This is a genomic window from Sphingomonas bacterium (genome assembly GCF_903642285.1).
Classification (GTDB): Bacteria; Pseudomonadota; Alphaproteobacteria; order Sphingomonadales; family Sphingomonadaceae; genus Sphingomonas.
The window spans coordinates 13,627-30,384 of record NZ_CAHJWJ010000003.1 but is presented as its reverse complement, the minus strand read 5'-3'; the positions used below and the strand labels follow the sequence as shown (position 1 = coordinate 30,384).

20 protein-coding genes are annotated in these 16,758 nt (G+C 67.1%); 13 read left to right on the top strand and 7 right to left on the bottom strand.

Features of this window, described 5'->3' with window-relative positions; all coding sequences use genetic code 11:
* Window position 1 precedes the first annotated feature (1 nt).
* Entirely contained in the window at window positions 2–1,264 is a 1,263-nt protein-coding gene (locus HUU99_RS02225) for a NupC/NupG family nucleoside CNT transporter (RefSeq protein WP_174284942.1), read from the bottom strand.
* Window positions 1,265–1,548: 284 nt separating this feature from the next.
* Here HUU99_RS02225 and tolQ point away from each other — a divergent pair, with 284 nt between their 5' ends.
* From tolQ to pal, 5 genes are all read left to right on the top strand, one after another.
* A complete protein-coding gene (tolQ, locus tag HUU99_RS02220) occupies window positions 1,549–2,241 on the top strand; it encodes a protein TolQ (protein ID WP_174284941.1) in 693 nt (230 codons plus the stop codon).
* 154 nt (window positions 2,242–2,395) lie between these two features.
* On the top strand, window positions 2,396–2,839 hold the full coding sequence (gene tolR / locus HUU99_RS02215) for a protein TolR (protein WP_174284940.1): 444 nt from the start codon (window positions 2,396–2,398) through the stop codon (window positions 2,837–2,839).
* Entirely contained in the window at window positions 2,839–3,813 is a 975-nt protein-coding gene (locus HUU99_RS02210; protein WP_174284939.1) for a cell envelope biogenesis protein TolA, read from the top strand. Before tolR ends, HUU99_RS02210 begins: the two co-directional genes overlap by 1 nt.
* Window positions 3,814–3,994: 181 nt before the next feature.
* Window positions 3,995–5,371 carry a Tol-Pal system beta propeller repeat protein TolB gene (gene tolB, locus HUU99_RS02205; RefSeq protein WP_254602871.1) on the top strand — a complete coding sequence of 459 codons (1,377 nt, stop codon included), beginning with the start codon at window positions 3,995–3,997 and terminating at the stop codon, window positions 5,369–5,371.
* 55 nt (window positions 5,372–5,426) lie between these two features.
* Complete coding sequence (pal, locus tag HUU99_RS02200; protein WP_174284938.1) at window positions 5,427–5,963, top strand: peptidoglycan-associated lipoprotein Pal; 537 nt, start codon at window positions 5,427–5,429, stop codon at window positions 5,961–5,963.
* 145 nt (window positions 5,964–6,108) lie between these two features.
* Here the strand turns inward: pal and HUU99_RS02195 are convergent, their stop codons facing one another.
* Entirely contained in the window at window positions 6,109–6,975 is an 867-nt protein-coding gene (locus HUU99_RS02195; protein ID WP_174284937.1) for a S1/P1 nuclease, read from the bottom strand.
* Between the two features lie 1,112 nt (window positions 6,976–8,087).
* Between HUU99_RS02195 and HUU99_RS02190 the strand changes: the two genes are divergently transcribed.
* Window positions 8,088–8,237, top strand: a complete 150-nt coding sequence (locus tag HUU99_RS02190; RefSeq protein ID WP_174284936.1) for a hypothetical protein — start codon at window positions 8,088–8,090, stop codon at window positions 8,235–8,237.
* A 45-nt stretch (window positions 8,238–8,282) separates the two neighbouring features.
* Here the strand turns inward: HUU99_RS02190 and HUU99_RS02185 are convergent, their stop codons facing one another.
* Complete coding sequence (locus tag HUU99_RS02185; protein ID WP_174285084.1) at window positions 8,283–9,206, bottom strand: isoaspartyl peptidase/L-asparaginase family protein; 924 nt, start codon at window positions 9,204–9,206, stop codon at window positions 8,283–8,285.
* Window positions 9,207–9,291: 85 nt separating this feature from the next.
* Here HUU99_RS02185 and ispG point away from each other — a divergent pair, with 85 nt between their 5' ends.
* From ispG to HUU99_RS02160, 5 genes are read left to right on the top strand one after another with little or no spacing between them, the layout of a single operon-like run.
* Complete coding sequence (ispG, locus tag HUU99_RS02180; RefSeq protein ID WP_174284935.1) at window positions 9,292–10,428, top strand: flavodoxin-dependent (E)-4-hydroxy-3-methylbut-2-enyl-diphosphate synthase; 1,137 nt, start codon at window positions 9,292–9,294, stop codon at window positions 10,426–10,428.
* A 36-nt stretch (window positions 10,429–10,464) separates the two neighbouring features.
* The gene (locus tag HUU99_RS02175) at window positions 10,465–10,710 is read left to right on the top strand and encodes an AbrB/MazE/SpoVT family DNA-binding domain-containing protein (RefSeq protein WP_174284934.1); all 246 of its coding nucleotides are present in this window, start codon (window positions 10,465–10,467) and stop codon (window positions 10,708–10,710) included.
* The gene (locus HUU99_RS02170; RefSeq protein WP_174284933.1) at window positions 10,707–11,087 is read left to right on the top strand and encodes a type II toxin-antitoxin system VapC family toxin; all 381 of its coding nucleotides are present in this window, start codon (window positions 10,707–10,709) and stop codon (window positions 11,085–11,087) included. The genes HUU99_RS02175 and HUU99_RS02170 overlap by 4 nt, the downstream gene beginning before the upstream one ends.
* Window positions 11,084–11,980, top strand: coding sequence for a DMT family transporter (locus HUU99_RS02165; protein ID WP_254602870.1), 897 nt, complete (start codon window positions 11,084–11,086; stop codon window positions 11,978–11,980). Before HUU99_RS02170 ends, HUU99_RS02165 begins: the two co-directional genes overlap by 4 nt.
* The gene (locus HUU99_RS02160; RefSeq protein WP_174284932.1) at window positions 11,977–12,453 is read left to right on the top strand and encodes a GNAT family N-acetyltransferase; all 477 of its coding nucleotides are present in this window, start codon (window positions 11,977–11,979) and stop codon (window positions 12,451–12,453) included. The genes HUU99_RS02165 and HUU99_RS02160 overlap by 4 nt, the downstream gene beginning before the upstream one ends.
* Here the strand turns inward: HUU99_RS02160 and HUU99_RS02155 are convergent.
* A complete protein-coding gene (locus HUU99_RS02155) occupies window positions 12,447–13,187 on the bottom strand; it encodes a hypothetical protein (RefSeq protein ID WP_254602869.1) in 741 nt (246 codons plus the stop codon). The genes HUU99_RS02160 and HUU99_RS02155 overlap by 7 nt on opposite strands.
* Before the next feature lie 83 nt (window positions 13,188–13,270).
* On the opposite strand from HUU99_RS02155, the gene HUU99_RS02150 reads away from it, so the two are divergent.
* On the top strand, window positions 13,271–13,618 hold the full coding sequence (locus HUU99_RS02150; protein WP_174284931.1) for a hypothetical protein: 348 nt from the start codon (window positions 13,271–13,273) through the stop codon (window positions 13,616–13,618).
* A 12-nt stretch (window positions 13,619–13,630) separates the two neighbouring features.
* On the opposite strand, the gene HUU99_RS02145 is transcribed toward HUU99_RS02150, so the two are convergent.
* The 3 genes from HUU99_RS02145 to HUU99_RS02135 form a co-directional block, all read right to left on the bottom strand.
* A complete protein-coding gene (locus tag HUU99_RS02145) occupies window positions 13,631–13,861 on the bottom strand; it encodes a hypothetical protein (RefSeq protein ID WP_174284930.1) in 231 nt (76 codons plus the stop codon).
* A 401-nt stretch (window positions 13,862–14,262) separates the two neighbouring features.
* Window positions 14,263–15,249 carry an NAD(P)H-dependent flavin oxidoreductase gene (locus tag HUU99_RS02140; protein ID WP_174285081.1) on the bottom strand — a complete coding sequence of 329 codons (987 nt, stop codon included), beginning with the start codon at window positions 15,247–15,249 and terminating at the stop codon, window positions 14,263–14,265.
* 196 nt (window positions 15,250–15,445) lie between these two features.
* A complete protein-coding gene (locus tag HUU99_RS02135; protein WP_217430738.1) occupies window positions 15,446–15,763 on the bottom strand; it encodes a NaeI family type II restriction endonuclease in 318 nt (105 codons plus the stop codon).
* Window positions 15,764–15,937: 174 nt separating this feature from the next.
* On the opposite strand from HUU99_RS02135, the gene HUU99_RS02130 reads away from it, so the two are divergent.
* Window positions 15,938–16,753, top strand: a complete 816-nt coding sequence (locus HUU99_RS02130; RefSeq protein WP_174284928.1) for a DNA cytosine methyltransferase — start codon at window positions 15,938–15,940, stop codon at window positions 16,751–16,753.
* The last annotated feature ends 5 nt before the right edge of the window (window positions 16,754–16,758 follow it).

Below are 16,758 nucleotides of genomic sequence, written 5' to 3'. Positions count from 1 at the left end.
GTCAACCGATCAGCAACCCCGCCAGCGCCGCGGACATCAGGTTCGCCAGGCTTCCCGCCGCCAGCGCACGCAGGCCGAGCTTCGCGATCATCGGCCGCTGGTTGGGGGCGAGGCTGCCCGTCACCGCCATCTGGATCGCGATCGACGAGAAATTAGCGAAGCCGCACAGCGCGAACGTCACGACCGCGACGGTGCGCGGCGACAGCATCGCGGTCTGCTTGCCCAGATCGATATAGGCGACGAATTCGTTCAGCACGATCTTCTCGCCGAACAACCCGCCGGCGATCCCCGCCTCGTTCCATGGCACGTTCAGCAGGAACATCACCGGCTTGAACACATAGCCGAGCAGCCCCTGGAAGCTCAGCCCGGGCAGTCCGACCAAATTGCCCAGGCCCCCCAGCAGCCCGTTCGCCAGCGCGACGAGCGCGACGAACGCCAGGACCATCGCACCGACCGCCACCGCCAGCTTCACGCCGGTCTGCGCGCCCTGCGCGGCGGCCATGATGATGTTGGCGGGTTTCTCCTCGTCGTGGCTGGCCTCGGCGATCGCGATCTGCTCGCCCTCGCCCGGCAGGTCGCCGAGCGGCAGTTCGCCGTCGGGCGGCAATACGCGGTCGGGCATGATGATCTTCGCCATCAGGATGCCGCCGGGGGCCGCCATGAAGCTCGCGGCAAGGAGATATTCGATGCGGATGCCCATCGATGCATAGGCGGCGAGGATCGTCCCCGCGACGCCCGCCATCCCGCTGGTCATGACGGTGAACAGCTGCGCGGGCGTCAGTCCGGCCAGATACGGGCGAATGACGAGCGGCGATTCGCTTTGGCCGACGAAGATGTTGGCCGCCGCGCACAGCGATTCGACCTTCGACACGCCGATCACCCGCTCGATCGCGCCGCCCAGCCAGCGGACGATGAGTTGCATGATGCCGACATGGTAGAGGATCGAGACGAGCGCAGCGAAGAAGATGATGACGGGCAGCGCCTGGATCGCGAAATTGTGCCCCAGCGGATCGGCCGCCAGCGCGCCGAACAGGAAACTGGTGCCGGCATTGGCATAGCCGAGCAGATCGGCAACCCCGCCCGACAGGAAAGCGAGAACCGCGCGTCCCCAGGGCGCGTAGAGCACCAGCACCGCGATCCCCGCCTGCAGTGCGAACGCGGCACCGACCACGCGGAGGCGGATCGCGCGGCGGTCGGTCGACAGCGCACAGGCGATCAGCAGGATCACGGCGATACCGGCGATGCCGGTCAGGCTTCTGGTCATTCGCTCTTCCCCCCGGCTCTGCCCCGGCAAGTCCCGGACAGGCTTTCGCAGCATTTGCGCAGCCGACGCAAGCGTCACCGGGGTTCCTTCGCCGCTGCGCTTGGGTTAACAGCCGCCGCCATGACGCACGCCGGCATCGATCAGCCCGTCGAAGAGCGCTTCGACCGAGCCGAGCGGGGATTGCCGCAACACCCGCCGTCGGACACGATCGACGGACGACCCCACCGCCGGCCGTACGGCTGGACCGCATCCTATCACCGCCTGGCCGCTCACGGGAGCAACAAATGAACGCCGCCCTCAATCTCGACGCGGGATCGCTGTCGCCGATCGCCTTGTTCCTCCAGGCCGACTGGGTGGTGAAGGCGGTGATGATCGGGCTGCTGATCGCCAGCGTCTGGACCTGGTCGATCATCGTCGCGTTCGCGTTCCGGATCGGCCGCACCCGGCGCGGCATGGCGATATTCGAACGCGATTTCTGGAAGGCGGAGGATATTGATGCCTTCTACAAAGAGAAGGGCGAGAAGGAATTGCCTTCGGTCAAGGTCTTCGCCGCCGGCGTCGGCGAATGGCGGCGCTCGACCGGCAGCGGTGCGATCGACAAGGCGGGCACGCGCGAGCGGCTCGCGACGACGATGGGGGCCGCGGTCGCGAGCGAGATCGACCGATTGTCCGACCGGCTGAACGTGCTGGCGACGGTCGGCTCGGTCGCACCGTTCGTCGGGCTGTTCGGCACCGTCTGGGGGATCATGCGCGCGTTCACCGGCATCGCCAGCGCGCAGAACACATCGCTCGCCGTCGTAGCGCCCGGCATCGCGGAGGCGCTATTCGCGACGGCGATCGGGCTGTTCGCCGCGATCCCTGCGGTCATCGCGTACAACCGCTTCAGCCACGGCATCAACCGGATCGAGGCGAGCCTGACCCGCTTCGCCGATGGGTTTCACACGACGCTCAGCCGTCAGCTGGATGGCACACGATGAGCGGACCGATCCAATTCCTCCCCGCTGGCGGGGAGGGGGACCGCGCCGCAGAGCGGCGTGGTGGAGGGGGCGTGCAGCAACCGAAACGCTCGTGGAGAACCCCCTCCACCAGCTTCGCTGGTCCCCCTCCCCGTGAACGGGGAGGAATTTAAGTATGCCTATGCTTCCCTCGCAGCGGTCGCGCGGCCGGCGTGCGCCGATGGCGGACATCAACGTCACGCCGCTGGTCGACGTGATGCTGGTGCTGCTGATCATCTTCATGGTCACCGCCCCGCTGTTGACCGCGGGCGTCCCGGTGCAGCTGCCCGACAGTCGCGCGAAGCCGCTCGACCAGGATGCCAAGCCGACCGAAATCTCGATCGACGGCCAGGGACGCCTGTTCGTCGACAAGGACGAGATATCCGACGCGGCGCTGCCCGATCGACTGGCGCAGATCGCCGGCAGTCGAGCGGTCGGTCAGCCGCCGCAGATCTTCCTGCGTGCCGACCGTGCGCTCGATTACGGACGGGTGATGCGCGTGATGGGCGAGCTGAACCATGCCGGGCTCAACCGCGTCTCGCTGGTGACGGTGGAAGGCAGCGGGGCCGCGGCTCGCTGATGGACCGCACCGAACGGATCGGTCTAGGCATAGCGGTCGCGGGGCACGCGCTGCTCTTCGCGCTGCTGTCCGCGCGGTTCTTCTCCGTGCCGATCCCGACGCCGGTGCAGCAGCAATCGCTCGAGGTCAGCCTGGTCAAGGACGTCGCGCTGCAATCCGCCGCTCCGAAAGCCGTCGAACCCCCCGCCCCCTCGATCGCGCCCGATCGCGGCGCGCCCGAAGACGCCGCGCCGCCCGAAGCGACCGAGGATGCGCAGCCCGAACCCGAGCCGAAACCCGCGTCGCCCGTTCCGAAGCCTGCGCCGCCCAAACCCAAGCCCGCGCCCCCCAAGCCGGTCGCGAAACCCGCTCCTGCGCCGAAACCCGTCGCGGCCGCGAAACCTGCGCCGGTCAAGAAGCCTCGACCCGAACCTGCCGCGGCGGAGAAGGCCGTCGCGAAGACGGCACCCGCTAAGCCGACACCGGCCAAGGCGAGCGCCTCTTCGCCCTCCTCGAACGGCAAGCCTGCTGCGAAGGGCACCGGCAGCGAGGTCGCCGCAAAGACGAGCCGCCCGCGCGGCTCGCTGCTCGGCGACGATTTCCTCAAGGGCCTGTCCGACAAGCCCTCGAAAAGCCAATCGCCCGCCCCCGTCGCCGCCAAGATCGACGGCCGTGCGCTCGCCTCGATCCAGGCGGCGATCGCACGGCAAATCCAGCCCTGCGCGGATCGGCAATCCAATGGCGGCATTCCCGACGACGCGAAGCAGGTCATCGTGACCTTCAACCTGCGGCTCAACCCCGACGGCACGCTCGCCGCGACGCCCAGCATCGTCCGCCGCCAGAATGTCGAGGGCAACGAACGCTATGTCCAGCAGATCGCCGATATCGGCATCGCCGCGTTCAAGGGCTGTTCACCACTGAAGCTGCCAAGCGAATATTATTCGACACCGGCGGGCGGGTGGAACAACATCAATTACAAATGGCAGCTGCGATGATGGGATTGGTCGGTTTGGCCATTCTTTCATACCCACCCCGGCGAAGGCCGGGGCCCAGTTGCGGGACAGCCGTGGCAAATGTTCCGCTTCCTTCCACAAACCTCGGCAACTGGCCCCGGCCTTCGCCGGGCTGGGGAATGGCGAGCGGTCCAGCGCCCACCGAGACGATAGGATAATGAGGATGCCAATGCACCGTCTCGCCAAACTCCTTCCGCTGTTGCTCACCGCAGCCACCCCTGCGCTCGCGCAGACCGCCGCGGCCCCCGCCCAGCCGCCCGCCCCCGGCCAGACGCCGCCGCCACTCGAGGTCTCCGTCACCGGCGGCATCTCCGCGCCGATGCCGATCGCGATCCCGCCGATGCCGACCAACGCATCCGTCGACACCCCGGCGGGCGGCACCGATGCGCTCGGGCGGCAACTGGCAGAAATCGTCACCAACGACCTGAAGGGCTCGGGCCTGTTCAGCCCGCTCGCGCCCGGCCAGCTTCACCCGGTCGCCTATTCCGACGTCACCCAGCCCGCGTTCGACGGTTGGAGCGCATCGGGCGCGCAAGCGCTGGTCCAGGGGTTCGTCCGTGCCAACGGCGACGGGACGCTGACGGTCGGCTGCTATCTCTACGACGTGTTCGCCAAGGCCGAACTGACGCGCGCCGGCTTCGTCGTATCGCCGTCCGACTGGCGGCGGGCGGGGCATAAATGCGCCGACATGGTGTACCAGCGGCTGACCGGCGAAGGCCCGTATTTCGACAGCCGCATCGTCTATGTGTCCGAGACCGGCCCCAAGGCGCACCGCACCAAGAAGCTGGCGATCATGGACCAGGACGGGGCCAATCACCGCTTCCTGACCAACGGCCAGGCGATCGTCCTGACCCCGCGCTTCGCGCCGAACCAGCAGTCGATCGTGTATATGAGCTACGTGAACGATCGCCCCGCCATCTATGTCTACGACATCGGATCGGGGCGGCAGCGCAAGGTCGTCGAGAACCAGAGTCTGACCTTCGCGCCGCGCTTCTCGCCCGACGGCCGCTATATCCTGTTCTCGATGGCGCAGTCGGGCAGCACCAACATCTACCGCGTATCGGCCAGCGGTGGCGCGCCGCAGCGGCTGACCCATTCGCCCGGGATCGATACCGGCGGCAGCTATTCGCCCGACGGATCGCGGATCGTGTTCGAAAGCGACCGGTCGGGCGGGCAGCAATTGTACGTGATGAACGCGGACGGATCGAACCAGCACCGCATCAGCTTCGGCGGGGGGCGCTATGCGACGCCGGTCTGGAGCCCGCGCGGCGATCTGATCGCGTACACCCGCATCGCCGGCAAGTTCCGCATCGGCATCATGAACCCCGATGGCGGTGCCGAGAAACTGCTGACCGACGACTGGCAGGACGAGGGGCCGACCTGGTCCGCCAACGGCCGCGTCATCGCCTTCTTCCGGTCGGGCCAGGGCGGTGGCGGGCACGAGACGCTTCGCTCGGTCGACCTGACCGGGGTCAACGAACGTCATATCCCGACGCCGCTCGACGGCTCGGATCCCGCCTGGGGTCCGCTTCGCCCCTGATTGCTGCTAAGGAGCGTTGGGGGGGACAGAGATTTTCAACTGCTGGAGAGTGTTCATGTCCAATCTCAACCGATTGCCGGCCGCGACGTTGCTGGTCGCCGCGCTGATCGCGACGGGCGCGTGTTCGAAGAAGCGGCCCGAGATGTTGCCTCCCGCGCCGACCGACACGCAGGGACCCTATACGCCTCCACCCGCCGATCGCGGCGGTTCGGTCGACGGTGCGGTCGTCCCGGGATCGGCGGCGGACTTCCGCCGGTCGGTGCAGAGCGACACCGTGCTGTTCGGGGTCGACCTGTCCGACATCGATCCGACCGCGCGTGCGATCCTGGACGGGCAGGCGACGTGGCTCGCGAGATATCCGAACGTCCGGATCACGGTCGAGGGCAATTGCGACGAACGCGGCACGCGCGAATACAACCTCGCGCTGGGCGACCGGCGCGCCAATGCGGCGAAGAACTATCTGGCCGCCCGCGGCGTCTCGCCGTCGCGGATTTCCACCATCAGCTACGGCAAGGAACGCCCGGTCGCGACCGGATCCGACGAGGAGAGCTGGGCCCAGAACCGCCGCGCGGTGACGGTGGTAGTGAACTGAGCTGATCTCCCCCTCCCTTTGGGAGAGGGAGGGGCCCGCTCGGCGCAGCCGAATGGGAAGGGTGAGGGCGACGCGCATCGCATTCCAATCGCCCTCACCCTTCCGCAGCTTCGCTGCTCCTTCCCTCTTCCCGAAGGGAGAGGGATTACCCCAGCGCCCGGTCCAGTTCCTTCGCGAGCCTTAAGCCGCCACGCTCGATCTCCAGCCGCGCCACCGGCACCAGCGCGGCGATATCCGCGTCGCTCAGCGTCACATGCGCCGGCGTCGGACCGCATGGATCGCCGTGCAGCGCGCTGGCATAGGCGCTGTCGTGCGCGACCTGCCAGCTTTCGCGGCTCCAGTCCGTGACGGTCCCCGCCGCCACCTTCGCCCGCATCGACACCGGAAAGCGCCGGACCAGCGACGGCCCGCTGGTCGCGGCGCGCTCGGCCAGCGGACCGTCCCAGATCGAATGCAGGTTGAAGCGCTTGGGTTCGTAGATGCCGTAGGCGGCCGCGACCTTGTTGCCGCCCTGGTCCGCCTTCTCGCCCGCATGCAGCGGCTGGTGCAGATCGCCGACGAAATGGATCAGGAAGACCAGCGCCTGTACCTTGTCCTTCGTCGCCGCGCGCCGGTCGCGCAGCGTCGCGACGTCGCGGGTGATCTGCGCGGACACGCAGTTGCCGTCCTTGCACGCGTCGGCCAGCGTGAAGGGCCGGCAGATCTCCACGTCCTGGAAATGCCAGCCATAGGCATAGCCGAACCGCGACTTGCCGTCCGCGCCCTTGAGCGGCTTGACGCAATCCGCCCAGACGCTGGCGTCCTCGATCGTCGTCGCCGGACAGGTCGGCGTGTCGAGCACCGCCGACCGCGCGAGCAACCGCCGCACCGCCGTCTTGGTTCTGGGCGTAACGTTCGCCATCGCGATCTGCGCGATCGTCTGGTGGCCATATTCCCAATAGGCGCTGGCGGGGGTCGCGAGGGAGAGTGCCGCAAGCGTGGCGGCGGCGAGGCGGGCGCCGATTCGGGTCATCCAAATGCGCGGAAGTGGACGAACCACACGCCACGTCCCGCCCGGAATCACCTCCCGCAAGGCGGATGCGAAGCGCTGGCGGCGGGCGGCGGGGACGGGATGATGCGACATGCCGCCGATATGGCACGGAACGGAATGTGTAGGACAGACCGATACCATGGGTCGCCGCCGGCCGCGATCGGCGGGACGCGGGTGCCCGGATGGCCGCGGAAGTGGAGGAAGTGGAGGCGTGCCATGCACTTTTCCACTTCGTGTGAAAAGAATGGCTTAGCCTGATTGGTGGGGTGGTAGCTGAGTGGCCGACTGATGGTAGCATGGCCCGGACGTGGCATGGATCATCGTTTGTAGGACAGCGTCGAATTGGCTGCTGCGCCCAACTCTTGCCATTCCCGCGCCTTTGGGTCGCACCTCGATTGCAAACGTTCGTTGAGACCGGCATAATCGTCGTATGCAGATGATCTTTCCGTCCGCCGACAGGTCAACGCCCAAGGAACGGCTCACGAAGCCGATGCTTGAAAAGCTGGAGTGACAATGCGCTCTACGCTCAAACGGGCGGCTTTGATGTGGCCCGTCGTTATGGGTGCGCTGATTGGGGCCGCTTACTACACTCGCCTACAGGACGATATCGGCTGGTCAGAGCTTTGGCGGCGTCTCGCGATTACCGGGTTGATCCTGTACCCCGCCTTATGCGCCGTGATTGTCCGGCTTCGGCAGCAGTCGAATTACTTTCGTCGGTTGCGCCGTCCATAACGATGGGTTTGAATTATGCAAAAGGCAAAACTTAAGTCCCTGGAAAAGCCGGAGTGAGGTCCGCCGACCTCCTTGTCCTGGGGACAGCCCTGCTTCTTGCAATAACCCTATCTATTGCCTCTATAGTGCTTGACGCGATCTCCGAATGCAGCGTCGCGGCTTAGCCATTGTAGGCGTGCTGGCTGGGATCGGCGCGGCCCTCACATTCGCCTTCGTGCTGAACCTCGGCTACGAGAGTTTGTAAAGTACGCAATGTCATCAATGGCGGGGTTGCCGCGCGGCTCTAGTGCGGCGCTTCCAGCAAGTAGGTGCAGCCGCTTCCGTCCACTTGCGCAAACTCCTTACGCGCGTAAGCTCGCCGCATGGACGTCATGTTATTTGGTCTGGTCGAAGACGTAATTAAAGTCGTGGACGAACGTCATGGGTGGGTTGCCGCTTGGATCACGGCAGTTTTTGGAACGCTGCTACTGATCGCCGTAGCCCTCGGGTTGATCCTCTACGCTTTGCGTTGAACGACTGCTTTCCACCCATTTCTCGCCATTCTTCCGATCCGCCTCTTACCCGCACTCATCCCCGTAGATCGCCACCACCGCCGCCCCACCGGCCGACACCATCCCCCGGTTCATCCCCGGCGTCGTGAACGCCCAGTGCGCCGGGCCCTCGCGCCCGACGACAATCGCGCCGCCGGTGCCGCCGAGCGCCTCGACCTCCGCCAGCACCGCATCGGTCGCCGCGGCCAGCGTCGCGCCTGCCAGCCGTACCCGCGCATCGATCTCGTGCCCGACGCCCACGCGCAGGAAATATTCGCCCGACCCGGTGCACGACACCGCGACCGACCGATCGTCCGCCCAGGTCCCCGCACCGATCACGGGCGAATCGCCGATCCGGCCCCAGCGCTTGCCGGTCACGCCGCCGGTCGAGGTCGCCGCCGCCAGATGCCCCGCGGCATCGCGCGCCACCGCGCCGACGGTGCCGTATTTCATGTCGACGTCGAAGCCGTCGCCACCGCCCGCGATCAGTTCGGCATGCTGGCGGCGACGCTCGTCGGTCTCGAACCAGCCGGGGGCGGCGCGGTCCAGACCCTGGTCGTCGGCGAAGACGTCCGCCGCCGCGCCCGCCAGGAAGACGTGGCGTCCGTCCGCCATCACCGCGCGCGCCAGTGCCACCGGGCTGCGCGTACGCGTCACCCCCGTCACCGCGCCCGCCGACCGGTCGCGGCCGTCCATGATGGCGGCGTCGAGTTCGATGGCGCCCGCATGCGTCAGCACCGCACCGCGCCCGGCGTTGAAGCGGGGATCGTCCTCCAGCACGCGCACCGCCGCCTCGACCGCGTCGAGCGCCGAGCCGTCGCGGGCGAGGATCGCCGCGCCCGCATCGATCGCCGCCGCCAGCCCCGCCCGCGCGCCCGCATCCTGTTCGGGCGTCAGCGTGTCGCGCGTCAGGCGGCCCGCGCCGCCATGCACCGCGATCGTCCAGTTCATCTCCGTCATGCCGTGCGCTTAACCCGATCGTCCGATCGTCGCCATGGGCTTCCGGTCGCGCGTCGGACGGCGTATAAGGACGGCCATGTCCATTCGTCCCTGGCGCGACATCGTCCGCCGTCCGAGCCGCCAGATCATGGTCGGCAACGTCCCCGTCGGCGGCGACGCGCCCGTCACCGTGCAGACGATGACGAACACGCCGACCAGCGATCCGCGCGCGACGATCGACCAGATCCGCCGCTGCGAGGATGCGGGCGCGGACCTGATCCGGGTCAGCTGCCCCGACGTCGAATCGACCGCGGCGCTGAAACAGATCGTCCGCGCCGCCCGCGTGCCGATCATCGCGGACATCCATTTCCACTACAAGCGCGCGCTGGAAGCCGCCGATGCGGGCGCGGCGTGCCTGCGCATCAACCCCGGCAATATCGGATCGGCGGCGCGCGTGAAGGAAGTGGTCGACGCAGCCAAGGCGAATGGCTGCGCGATCCGGATCGGCGTGAACGGCGGCAGCCTGGAGCGGCACCTGCTGGAGAAATATGGCGAGCCCTGCCCCGACGCGCTGGTCGAATCCGCGCTCGATCATATCAAGCTGCTGCAGGATCACGACTTCCACGAATTCAAGGTCGCGGTGAAGGCATCCGACCTGTTCCTCGCGGTCGCCGCCTATCAGCAGCTGGCCGAACAGGTCGATTGCCCGCTGCATCTTGGCATCACCGAAGCGGGCGGGTTCGTCGGCGGGACGGTCAAGTCCGCGATCGGGATGGGATCGCTGCTGTGGTACGGGATCGGCGACACGATCCGCGTGTCGCTGTCCGCGGAGCCCGAGGAGGAAGTCCGCGTCGGGTTCGAAATCCTGAAGGCCTTGGGCATCCGCAACCGCGGGGTGCGCGTGGTGTCCTGCCCGTCGTGCGCGCGCCAGGGCTTCGACGTGATCCGCACCGTGCAGGCGCTGGAGGAACGGCTGCAGCATATCCGCACGCCGATGTCGCTGTCGGTGCTCGGCTGCGTCGTCAACGGCCCCGGCGAAGCGCGCGAGACCGATATCGGCATCACCGGCGGCGGTAACGGCAAGCATATGGTGTATCTGTCGGGTGTGACCGATCATCATGTCCAGGATATTGGGATGATCGAGCATATCGTCGCGCTGGTCGAGGCGAAGGCGGCGGAGATCGACGCGGCGGATGCGATCCTGCTGGCGGCGGTGCCGGTGGCGGCGGAATAGGTCCTGTGCTATAGGTCAGGTACCGGGAGTATCGATATGACCTACCATGCCAAGGTGATTGCAGGCGGGAAGATCGTCATCCCCTCGGAATTGCGTCGGGAATTTGGCATCAAGGATGGCGATTCACTCGTCGTCGAGCGCGATGCCGAAGGGGGTATCTCAATAAGGACGTTCACCCAGGTCGTAAAAGACTGCCAGCGCAAATTCCGAGAAATGGTCGGCGAGGATTACACCGTCGATCAATTTCTCGCCGAGCGACGGGCGGATTGGGGCGATGAGTGACCGTCGTTCTCGACGCATCTGCGCTGCTCGCCGTCTTGCTTGAGGAGCCCGGCAGCGATCTCGTGATCGATGTGATGCGGGGAAGCGCACTTTCCGCCCTTAACGCGTCGGAATGTATTGCCCGTGCCGTGGATCGCGGATTTGCCGCATCGAGTGTTATGACGTTGTTTCGCCAAGCCGAAATCGCGGTGGTACCTTTCGATATGGGACAGGCGGTGCTGGCTGCCGATCTGCGTCCGAAGACCCGTCATGCGGGTGCATCGCTGGGTGATCGTGCCTGCTTGGCCCTCGCGCTCACGCGACTTCAACCGGTCATTACTGGAGACCGCCGGCTGGCCGAGCTCGATCTCGGCATCGACATCCGCCTCATCCGATGACCCATCCCAAAACCTCCCCCGCGGCCGCATTCATGGTCGCGGGCGGCGGCATCGCGATCTATTCCTGCATGGATGCCATCATGAAGCGGCTGTCGATCGACAGCGGCGCGTACAGCACGGTGCTGTGGCGTTCGGTCGCGGGGGTGGCGATCACCGGATCGGTGTTCCTCGCGCGCCGTCGGCCGTGGCCCGGACGCGACGCGCTGAACCTCCATATCGCACGCGGGCTGGCGGCGGGGGCGAGTATCCTGCTGTTCTTCTGGGGGCTCGAGCGCGTGCCTATGGCGCAGTCGATCGCGCTCACCTTCCTTGCGCCGCTGATCGCGCTGTACCTCGCCGCCGCGTTCCTGGGCGAGACGATCCGCCGCGCGGCGATCGCCGGGTCGCTGGTCGCGGTCGTCGGCGTCCTGGTCATCGCCGCGGGCGAGATTCGGGCGGAGGCTAACGCGGACAGCCTGGCGGGGACGGTCGCGATCGTCGTCGCGTCCGTCCTCTACGCCGCCAGCCTGATCCTGCTGCGTCGCCAGGCGCAGGCGGCGGACCCGCTGGAGGTGACGGTGTTCACCAGTCTCGTCATCGGTACCGTGCTGCTCGCCGGCGCGCCCTGGTTCTCGGGCTGGCCGGCCGCGACGCAATGGCCCGCGATCGGCGCGGCCGCGGTGCTCGGGACGGTGTCGTCGGTGTGCCTGGCCTGGGCCTATGGCCGGGCCGAGGCGCAGGTGCTGGCGCCGGTCGAATATACCGCGTTCGTCTGGTCGGCGATCCTGGGCTATCTGGTCTTCGGCGAACGGGTTTCGTCCTTCACGCTGGCGGGGGCGGCGCTGATCGTCGGCGGGTGCATCGTCGCGGTGCGTCGCGCGATGCCGGTGCCGATGAGCGAGGCCGGCGCATGATCCGTGCAGCGACCCTGGCGGATGTGGGCGTCATCCTGTCCTTCGTCCGCGATCTCGCCGCGTTCGAACGCGCGCCCGACGCGGTGCACGCGACCGAGGCGATGCTGGCCCAGGCGCTGTTCGGGGTGCCCCCGGCGGCGGAGGCGATCATCGCGCAAGACGACGGCGCGGCGATCGGCTTCGCGCTGTTCTTCCACAATTTCTCGACCTGGACCGGACGGCGCGGACTGTATCTGGAGGATCTGTACATCACGCCGGCAGCGCGCGGTCGCGGCGTAGGGAAGGCGCTGCTCCGGCACCTCGCGCGGATCGCGGTGGACCGGGACTGCGCGCGCCTCGAATGGGCGGTGCTCGACTGGAACGCGGAAGCGATCGGGTTCTACCGGTCGATCGGCGCGGTCGGCATGGACGAATGGACGGTACAGCGGCTGACCGGCGATGCGCTACGCCGTCTCGCCGATCCGGATCACTGAAAGACGCTCGGGTCGAGTTCCAGCCGCGGGGGTGCCATCGCAGCGGCGATATGCGGCGCGACGGCGATCGCGGCGACCGTCTGCGGCTGCGCGCGGAGTGGTGCCGGACGGTTCACGCCGCGCCACGCATCGAACGCGCGGTAGACATCGGTGAACGGGCGGTCGAGCGCAGGCAGTTCGGCGGCGGCGAAACCCGGCAGGGCATCGTCGGGCACCGTCGCCGCATCCGCCAGCACCTGCGCCGCGGCGGAGCAGAAGCCGGTACGTGCCGGCGACAGCGAAAAATAATTGTACAGTCGGGTCATCGCATCGTCGTACCGGTCGCGCCAATCGCCGCCGCCGTCCCGCCATTCCGCGGCGAAGCGCGTCTCCGCAGCGGACAGCGTCGTGCGCCGGCGAGCCAGCATCGCGTTGTACGAAGCCGTGATCGCATCGCCTTGCGCACCGCGGCAGGCTAGCGCGGCCACGTTCAGCGCGACCCGGAAATGCCACAGGGTGCCGTCGGGACTGAGCCCCCGATTGGGCGTCTGGTAGCTGCCGTCGGGCAACATCGGCGGGACGGTCATCGTCGGCGACACCCCGGGCGGCAAGGCCGGTGCCGCGGCGATGGCGACGGGTGCGGGAACGGGCGCGACCGCGACCGCGACGATCGGCGGATGCCCGGCGCAGGCGGTCAAGGCGGCGGACAGGATCCCGGCGAAAACGCTCGTAGACAGGACACGTACGCTGGCCATCACTCGACGATCCTTCCGCCCCCCGGCATGACGGGACATCTGCACGCGTTTCGGTTAAGACCGCGTAAAGCAGGGGAGAAACCATGCGTTTTGCGAGAGCGAGCTTCGCGCTTGCCGGGATCTACGGGCTGGTGGCGACGCTGGCGGTCTATACCCAGCAGCCGCTGTCGGCGGCGACGCTCGCGGCATGGTGGTTCGCGGGTGCTGCGGCGGCGACCCAGCTCGCCTATCTGCTGATCGCCGGCGATCCGCGGCGATATGCCCCCTTCATTCCGATCGGCATCGTCTCGAAGCTCAGCTTCGCGCTGCCGGTGTTCTGGCTGGCGGCGAAGGGCGTACCCGCGATGCCGGTGCCGTTCGCGCTGATCGACGTGGCGCTCGCCGCGCTCTTCGCGGTCAACTACGTGCGGTTGCGGCGGATGGCGCGCTAGCCTTCGCGGGATTCACGGTCCCTCGGTTCCGATCCGCGGTCCGGGTGTGCCTTCCATGGTAACCGCCGCGACGGTCGCGATCGCCGCACGCGGTCCGTGCGTGTCGTTCCACCGCATCATCCGCACATGATATTCGTCGATTGTCGCCAAGGCGGCGAGGAACGGTGCCGCCAGCCGGGGCAGGACCGCCGCGGGGAAGGCCTGAAAATCGTCGGGTTCAACCGTTTGCGCCTCATGAAGCACCGCGTTTGCCTCGCGGCAAAAGCCGCCTTGTGCGGATGGTTGTGCCCAGAATTGTAGAGCCTCGCCATCGCCGCGTCGTTCGCCGCCTGCCAGTCGGCACCGAACCGCGCCCGGAAGCGGGCACCGACCCCCTCCCGTGCGGCGACCCCACCCCTTGCTACCGATGGGGAAGCGTCACGCATCCGACTGACCAAGGCATCGATGGATAACGGCAAGCCCGGGTAACCGCATTTGCCAAGCCGGCCCCCTCGCCCCGCCCCGGCGAGGGCCGGGGCCCGACTGGACCAGGCGTGACTGGTGTTCGCGCCGCCGCTATCGTCTCGCCGATGGACCCCGGCCTTCGCCCGGGGGGGGGGGGGGGGAGAATATACTGGGAGGGGATGGGGCGCGTAGCTAGCGGATCACGCCGCGCGCTTCTCGAACGCCGATGCCGCCTCCGCCATCAACGCATCGATGATCGCGGCGACCGGTTCCTCCTTCGTCACCATGCCGACCGACTGGCCCGCCATCAGGCTGCCATTCTCGACATCGCCGTCGATCACCGCGCGGCGCAGCGCGCCCGCCCAGTAATGCTCGATCTCCAATTGCGCCTCCAGCATCGCGACGCGGCCCTCGTCCAGGCTCTGTGCGACCGTGCGCTGCTTGGCGGTGAACAGGTCGCTCGACGCGTTCTTCAGCGCGCGGACGGGAATGACGGGCAGCCGCGGATCGATCTGCACGCTCGCCACCGCATCGCGCGCGGAGGCGCGGATGAAGGCGCGCTTGAAATTGGGATGCGCGATCGATTCGGTCGCGCAGACGAAGCGCGTGCCGAGCTGCACCCCCGCCGCGCCCATGTCGAGATAGCCCGCGATCGCCTCGCCGCGGCCGATCCCGCCCGCCACGAACACCGGCACCTGGTCGCCGATCTCGGGCAGCATCTCCTGCGCCAGCACGCTGGTCGAGACCGGGCCGATATGCCCGCCCGCTTCCATCCCTTCGATTATCAGCGCATCGACGCCCGAGCGGATCAGCTTCTTCGCGAGCGCCAGTGCGGGCGAGAAGGCGATGAGCTTCGCGCCGGTCTCCTTGATCGCCTCGATGCTGCCCTTGGGCGGCAACCCGCCCGCCAGCACGACATGGCCGACCCGGTGCCTCGCGCACACCGCGATGAGATCGAACAGGCCGGGGTGCATCGTGATGAGGTTCACCCCGAACGGCCTGGTCGTGAGCGCCCTGGTCGCCGCGATCTCGGTATCGAGCAGTTCGGGCGTCATCGCCCCGCATGCGATCACCCCGAAGCCGCCTGCGTTCGACATCGCCGCGACCAGGTTGCGTTCGCTGACCCACGACATCGCCCCACACAGGATCGCGACCTCGGACCCGAGAAACGCGGTGCCCCGCGCCATGCGGGCGGTCAGGCGGTCGGCGCGGATGGTCGCGGAGACGGGTGGTTCGGCAAGCGTATCGATCATGCCGCGCACATGCCCGCAAGGGGGAAGATCCGCAATCCTCTCCCTCACCTGATCATTTAGCAAACGCGGTGAGCGACCAAAAGGAGTGAGCGCTGCGCTGCCCGGCATTCAACCCTGACGGTATCAGCGATCACAAGCCTCGAGGGCGGCTCAACGGATGTCCCGCATCGCGCAGCATCTTCAACTCTTCCGTGTTCTTCGGAGTATAGGAAATGAACTCGTCGTCGCCGACATCGCCGAGACCCAATCGTCCGATCACTTCGCTGTCGCCGACTCCCCACAGCAGCACAATCCCCTGCCGATCGAGAATGTCGCGGGCACCCCCGTTTCGTCGAAGCCGTTTCATATAGTCGAGCTGGGACGCGACCGCCCTAACCTCATTCCTGGAGATCGGAACGCCCTGCCGAGCTTCGAATAATTCCGCCAATCTTGCGGTTGCTCCACCCATTACGTTCTCCTTTCCCGGGAAATAGGATCGATGCCACTCGGCGCAAAGGGTGCCCATTCGCGCATCGGGCTTGAGAGCATGTCAAGAACCGCTACGGAGTAGTCTTGAAGGCATCGGCGACGATCGATCGTGGCGCTTTCATGGTATCGCTGCGCTTTCATAAGGTCATTCGTTATGCTGCACGAAGCGGTGCAAGCCCGTATTACCAATATCTTGGACGAGTTCGATCCGGCTCGGCAGCGTTCCCTGGACGATTGGCAGCCCTCCATATCCAACGGCGCGGTCAAGAAGGCGGTCGGACGGCAACGACCGCTACTGCTCGACCTGTTCTGTTGCGCGGGCGGAGCAGGCGTGGGATACCAGCGCGCAGGCTTCGATGTGATCGGCGTCGACATCGTACCCCGCCCCAACAATCCACTGCCGTTCCTGCAAGCCGACGCGATGACGCTGGACCCGAAGTTCGTAGCGCTGTTCGACGCGATCCACGCTTCACCGCCGTGCCAATCCTATTCGGATCTCGCCAAGCGCAACGGCAACGGCGGCGATTGGCCGCGGCTCGTGGAACCGGTGCGGGAATTGCTCGAACGGTCGGGCAAGCCGTATGTGATCGAGAACGTCGAGGGCGCTCCCTTGCGCGATGCCGTCATACTGTGCGGTACGATGTTCCCCGGCCTGCGCGTCCTGCGACACCGTCTGTTCGAAACGAATTTCCCGCTGAAGGCCCCGCCCCATGCGAAGCATCCGAAGGTCCACACCTTCGATAAGCGGAAGGCTCATTTCGGCAAGACCGATGAGTGGAAGGATTTTGTCCAGGTGACCGGCGGGGGTAACTGCTCGCTGGCATCGGCCCGCGACGCGATGGGCATCGAATGGATGACCAAGGGCGAGATCAACGAGGCCATCCCGCCCGCCTACACGGAATATGTCGGGCTGGCACTGATGCGGCACCTCGCCGTCACTGCGACGACGGAGGCCGCGACGCATGACTAGGCCGA

Excerpts from the sequence above, each read along its gene's own strand:
- HUU99_RS02150 (WP_174284931.1), top strand. The coding sequence starts at position 13,271 with ATGCGTTTTGCGAGAGCGAGCTTCGCGCTTGCCGGGATCTACGGGCTG.
- HUU99_RS02160 (WP_174284932.1), top strand. The coding sequence starts at position 11,977 with ATGATCCGTGCAGCGACCCTGGCGGATGTGGGCGTCATCCTGTCCTTC.
- tolR (WP_174284940.1), top strand. The coding sequence starts at position 2,396 with ATGCCTATGCTTCCCTCGCAGCGGTCGCGCGGCCGGCGTGCGCCGATG.
- pal (WP_174284938.1), top strand. The coding sequence starts at position 5,427 with ATGTCCAATCTCAACCGATTGCCGGCCGCGACGTTGCTGGTCGCCGCG.
- HUU99_RS02165 (WP_254602870.1), top strand. The coding sequence starts at position 11,084 with ATGACCCATCCCAAAACCTCCCCCGCGGCCGCATTCATGGTCGCGGGC.
- HUU99_RS02210 (WP_174284939.1), top strand. The coding sequence starts at position 2,839 with ATGGACCGCACCGAACGGATCGGTCTAGGCATAGCGGTCGCGGGGCAC.
- HUU99_RS02195 (WP_174284937.1), bottom strand. The coding sequence starts at position 6,975 with ATGACCCGAATCGGCGCCCGCCTCGCCGCCGCCACGCTTGCGGCACTC.
- HUU99_RS02140 (WP_174285081.1), bottom strand. The coding sequence starts at position 15,249 with ATGGCGCGGGGCACCGCGTTTCTCGGGTCCGAGGTCGCGATCCTGTGT.
- HUU99_RS02130 (WP_174284928.1), top strand. The coding sequence starts at position 15,938 with ATGCTGCACGAAGCGGTGCAAGCCCGTATTACCAATATCTTGGACGAG.
- HUU99_RS02155 (WP_254602869.1), bottom strand. The coding sequence starts at position 13,187 with ATGGCCAGCGTACGTGTCCTGTCTACGAGCGTTTTCGCCGGGATCCTG.
- HUU99_RS02225 (WP_174284942.1), bottom strand. The coding sequence starts at position 1,264 with ATGACCAGAAGCCTGACCGGCATCGCCGGTATCGCCGTGATCCTGCTG.
- ispG (WP_174284935.1), top strand. The coding sequence starts at position 9,292 with ATGTCCATTCGTCCCTGGCGCGACATCGTCCGCCGTCCGAGCCGCCAG.
- tolQ (WP_174284941.1), top strand. The coding sequence starts at position 1,549 with ATGAACGCCGCCCTCAATCTCGACGCGGGATCGCTGTCGCCGATCGCC.
- tolB (WP_254602871.1), top strand. The coding sequence starts at position 3,995 with ATGCCAATGCACCGTCTCGCCAAACTCCTTCCGCTGTTGCTCACCGCA.
- HUU99_RS02190 (WP_174284936.1), top strand. The coding sequence starts at position 8,088 with ATGGACGTCATGTTATTTGGTCTGGTCGAAGACGTAATTAAAGTCGTG.
- HUU99_RS02185 (WP_174285084.1), bottom strand. The coding sequence starts at position 9,206 with ATGAACTGGACGATCGCGGTGCATGGCGGCGCGGGCCGCCTGACGCGC.
- HUU99_RS02135 (WP_217430738.1), bottom strand. The coding sequence starts at position 15,763 with ATGGGTGGAGCAACCGCAAGATTGGCGGAATTATTCGAAGCTCGGCAG.
- HUU99_RS02175 (WP_174284934.1), top strand. The coding sequence starts at position 10,465 with ATGACCTACCATGCCAAGGTGATTGCAGGCGGGAAGATCGTCATCCCC.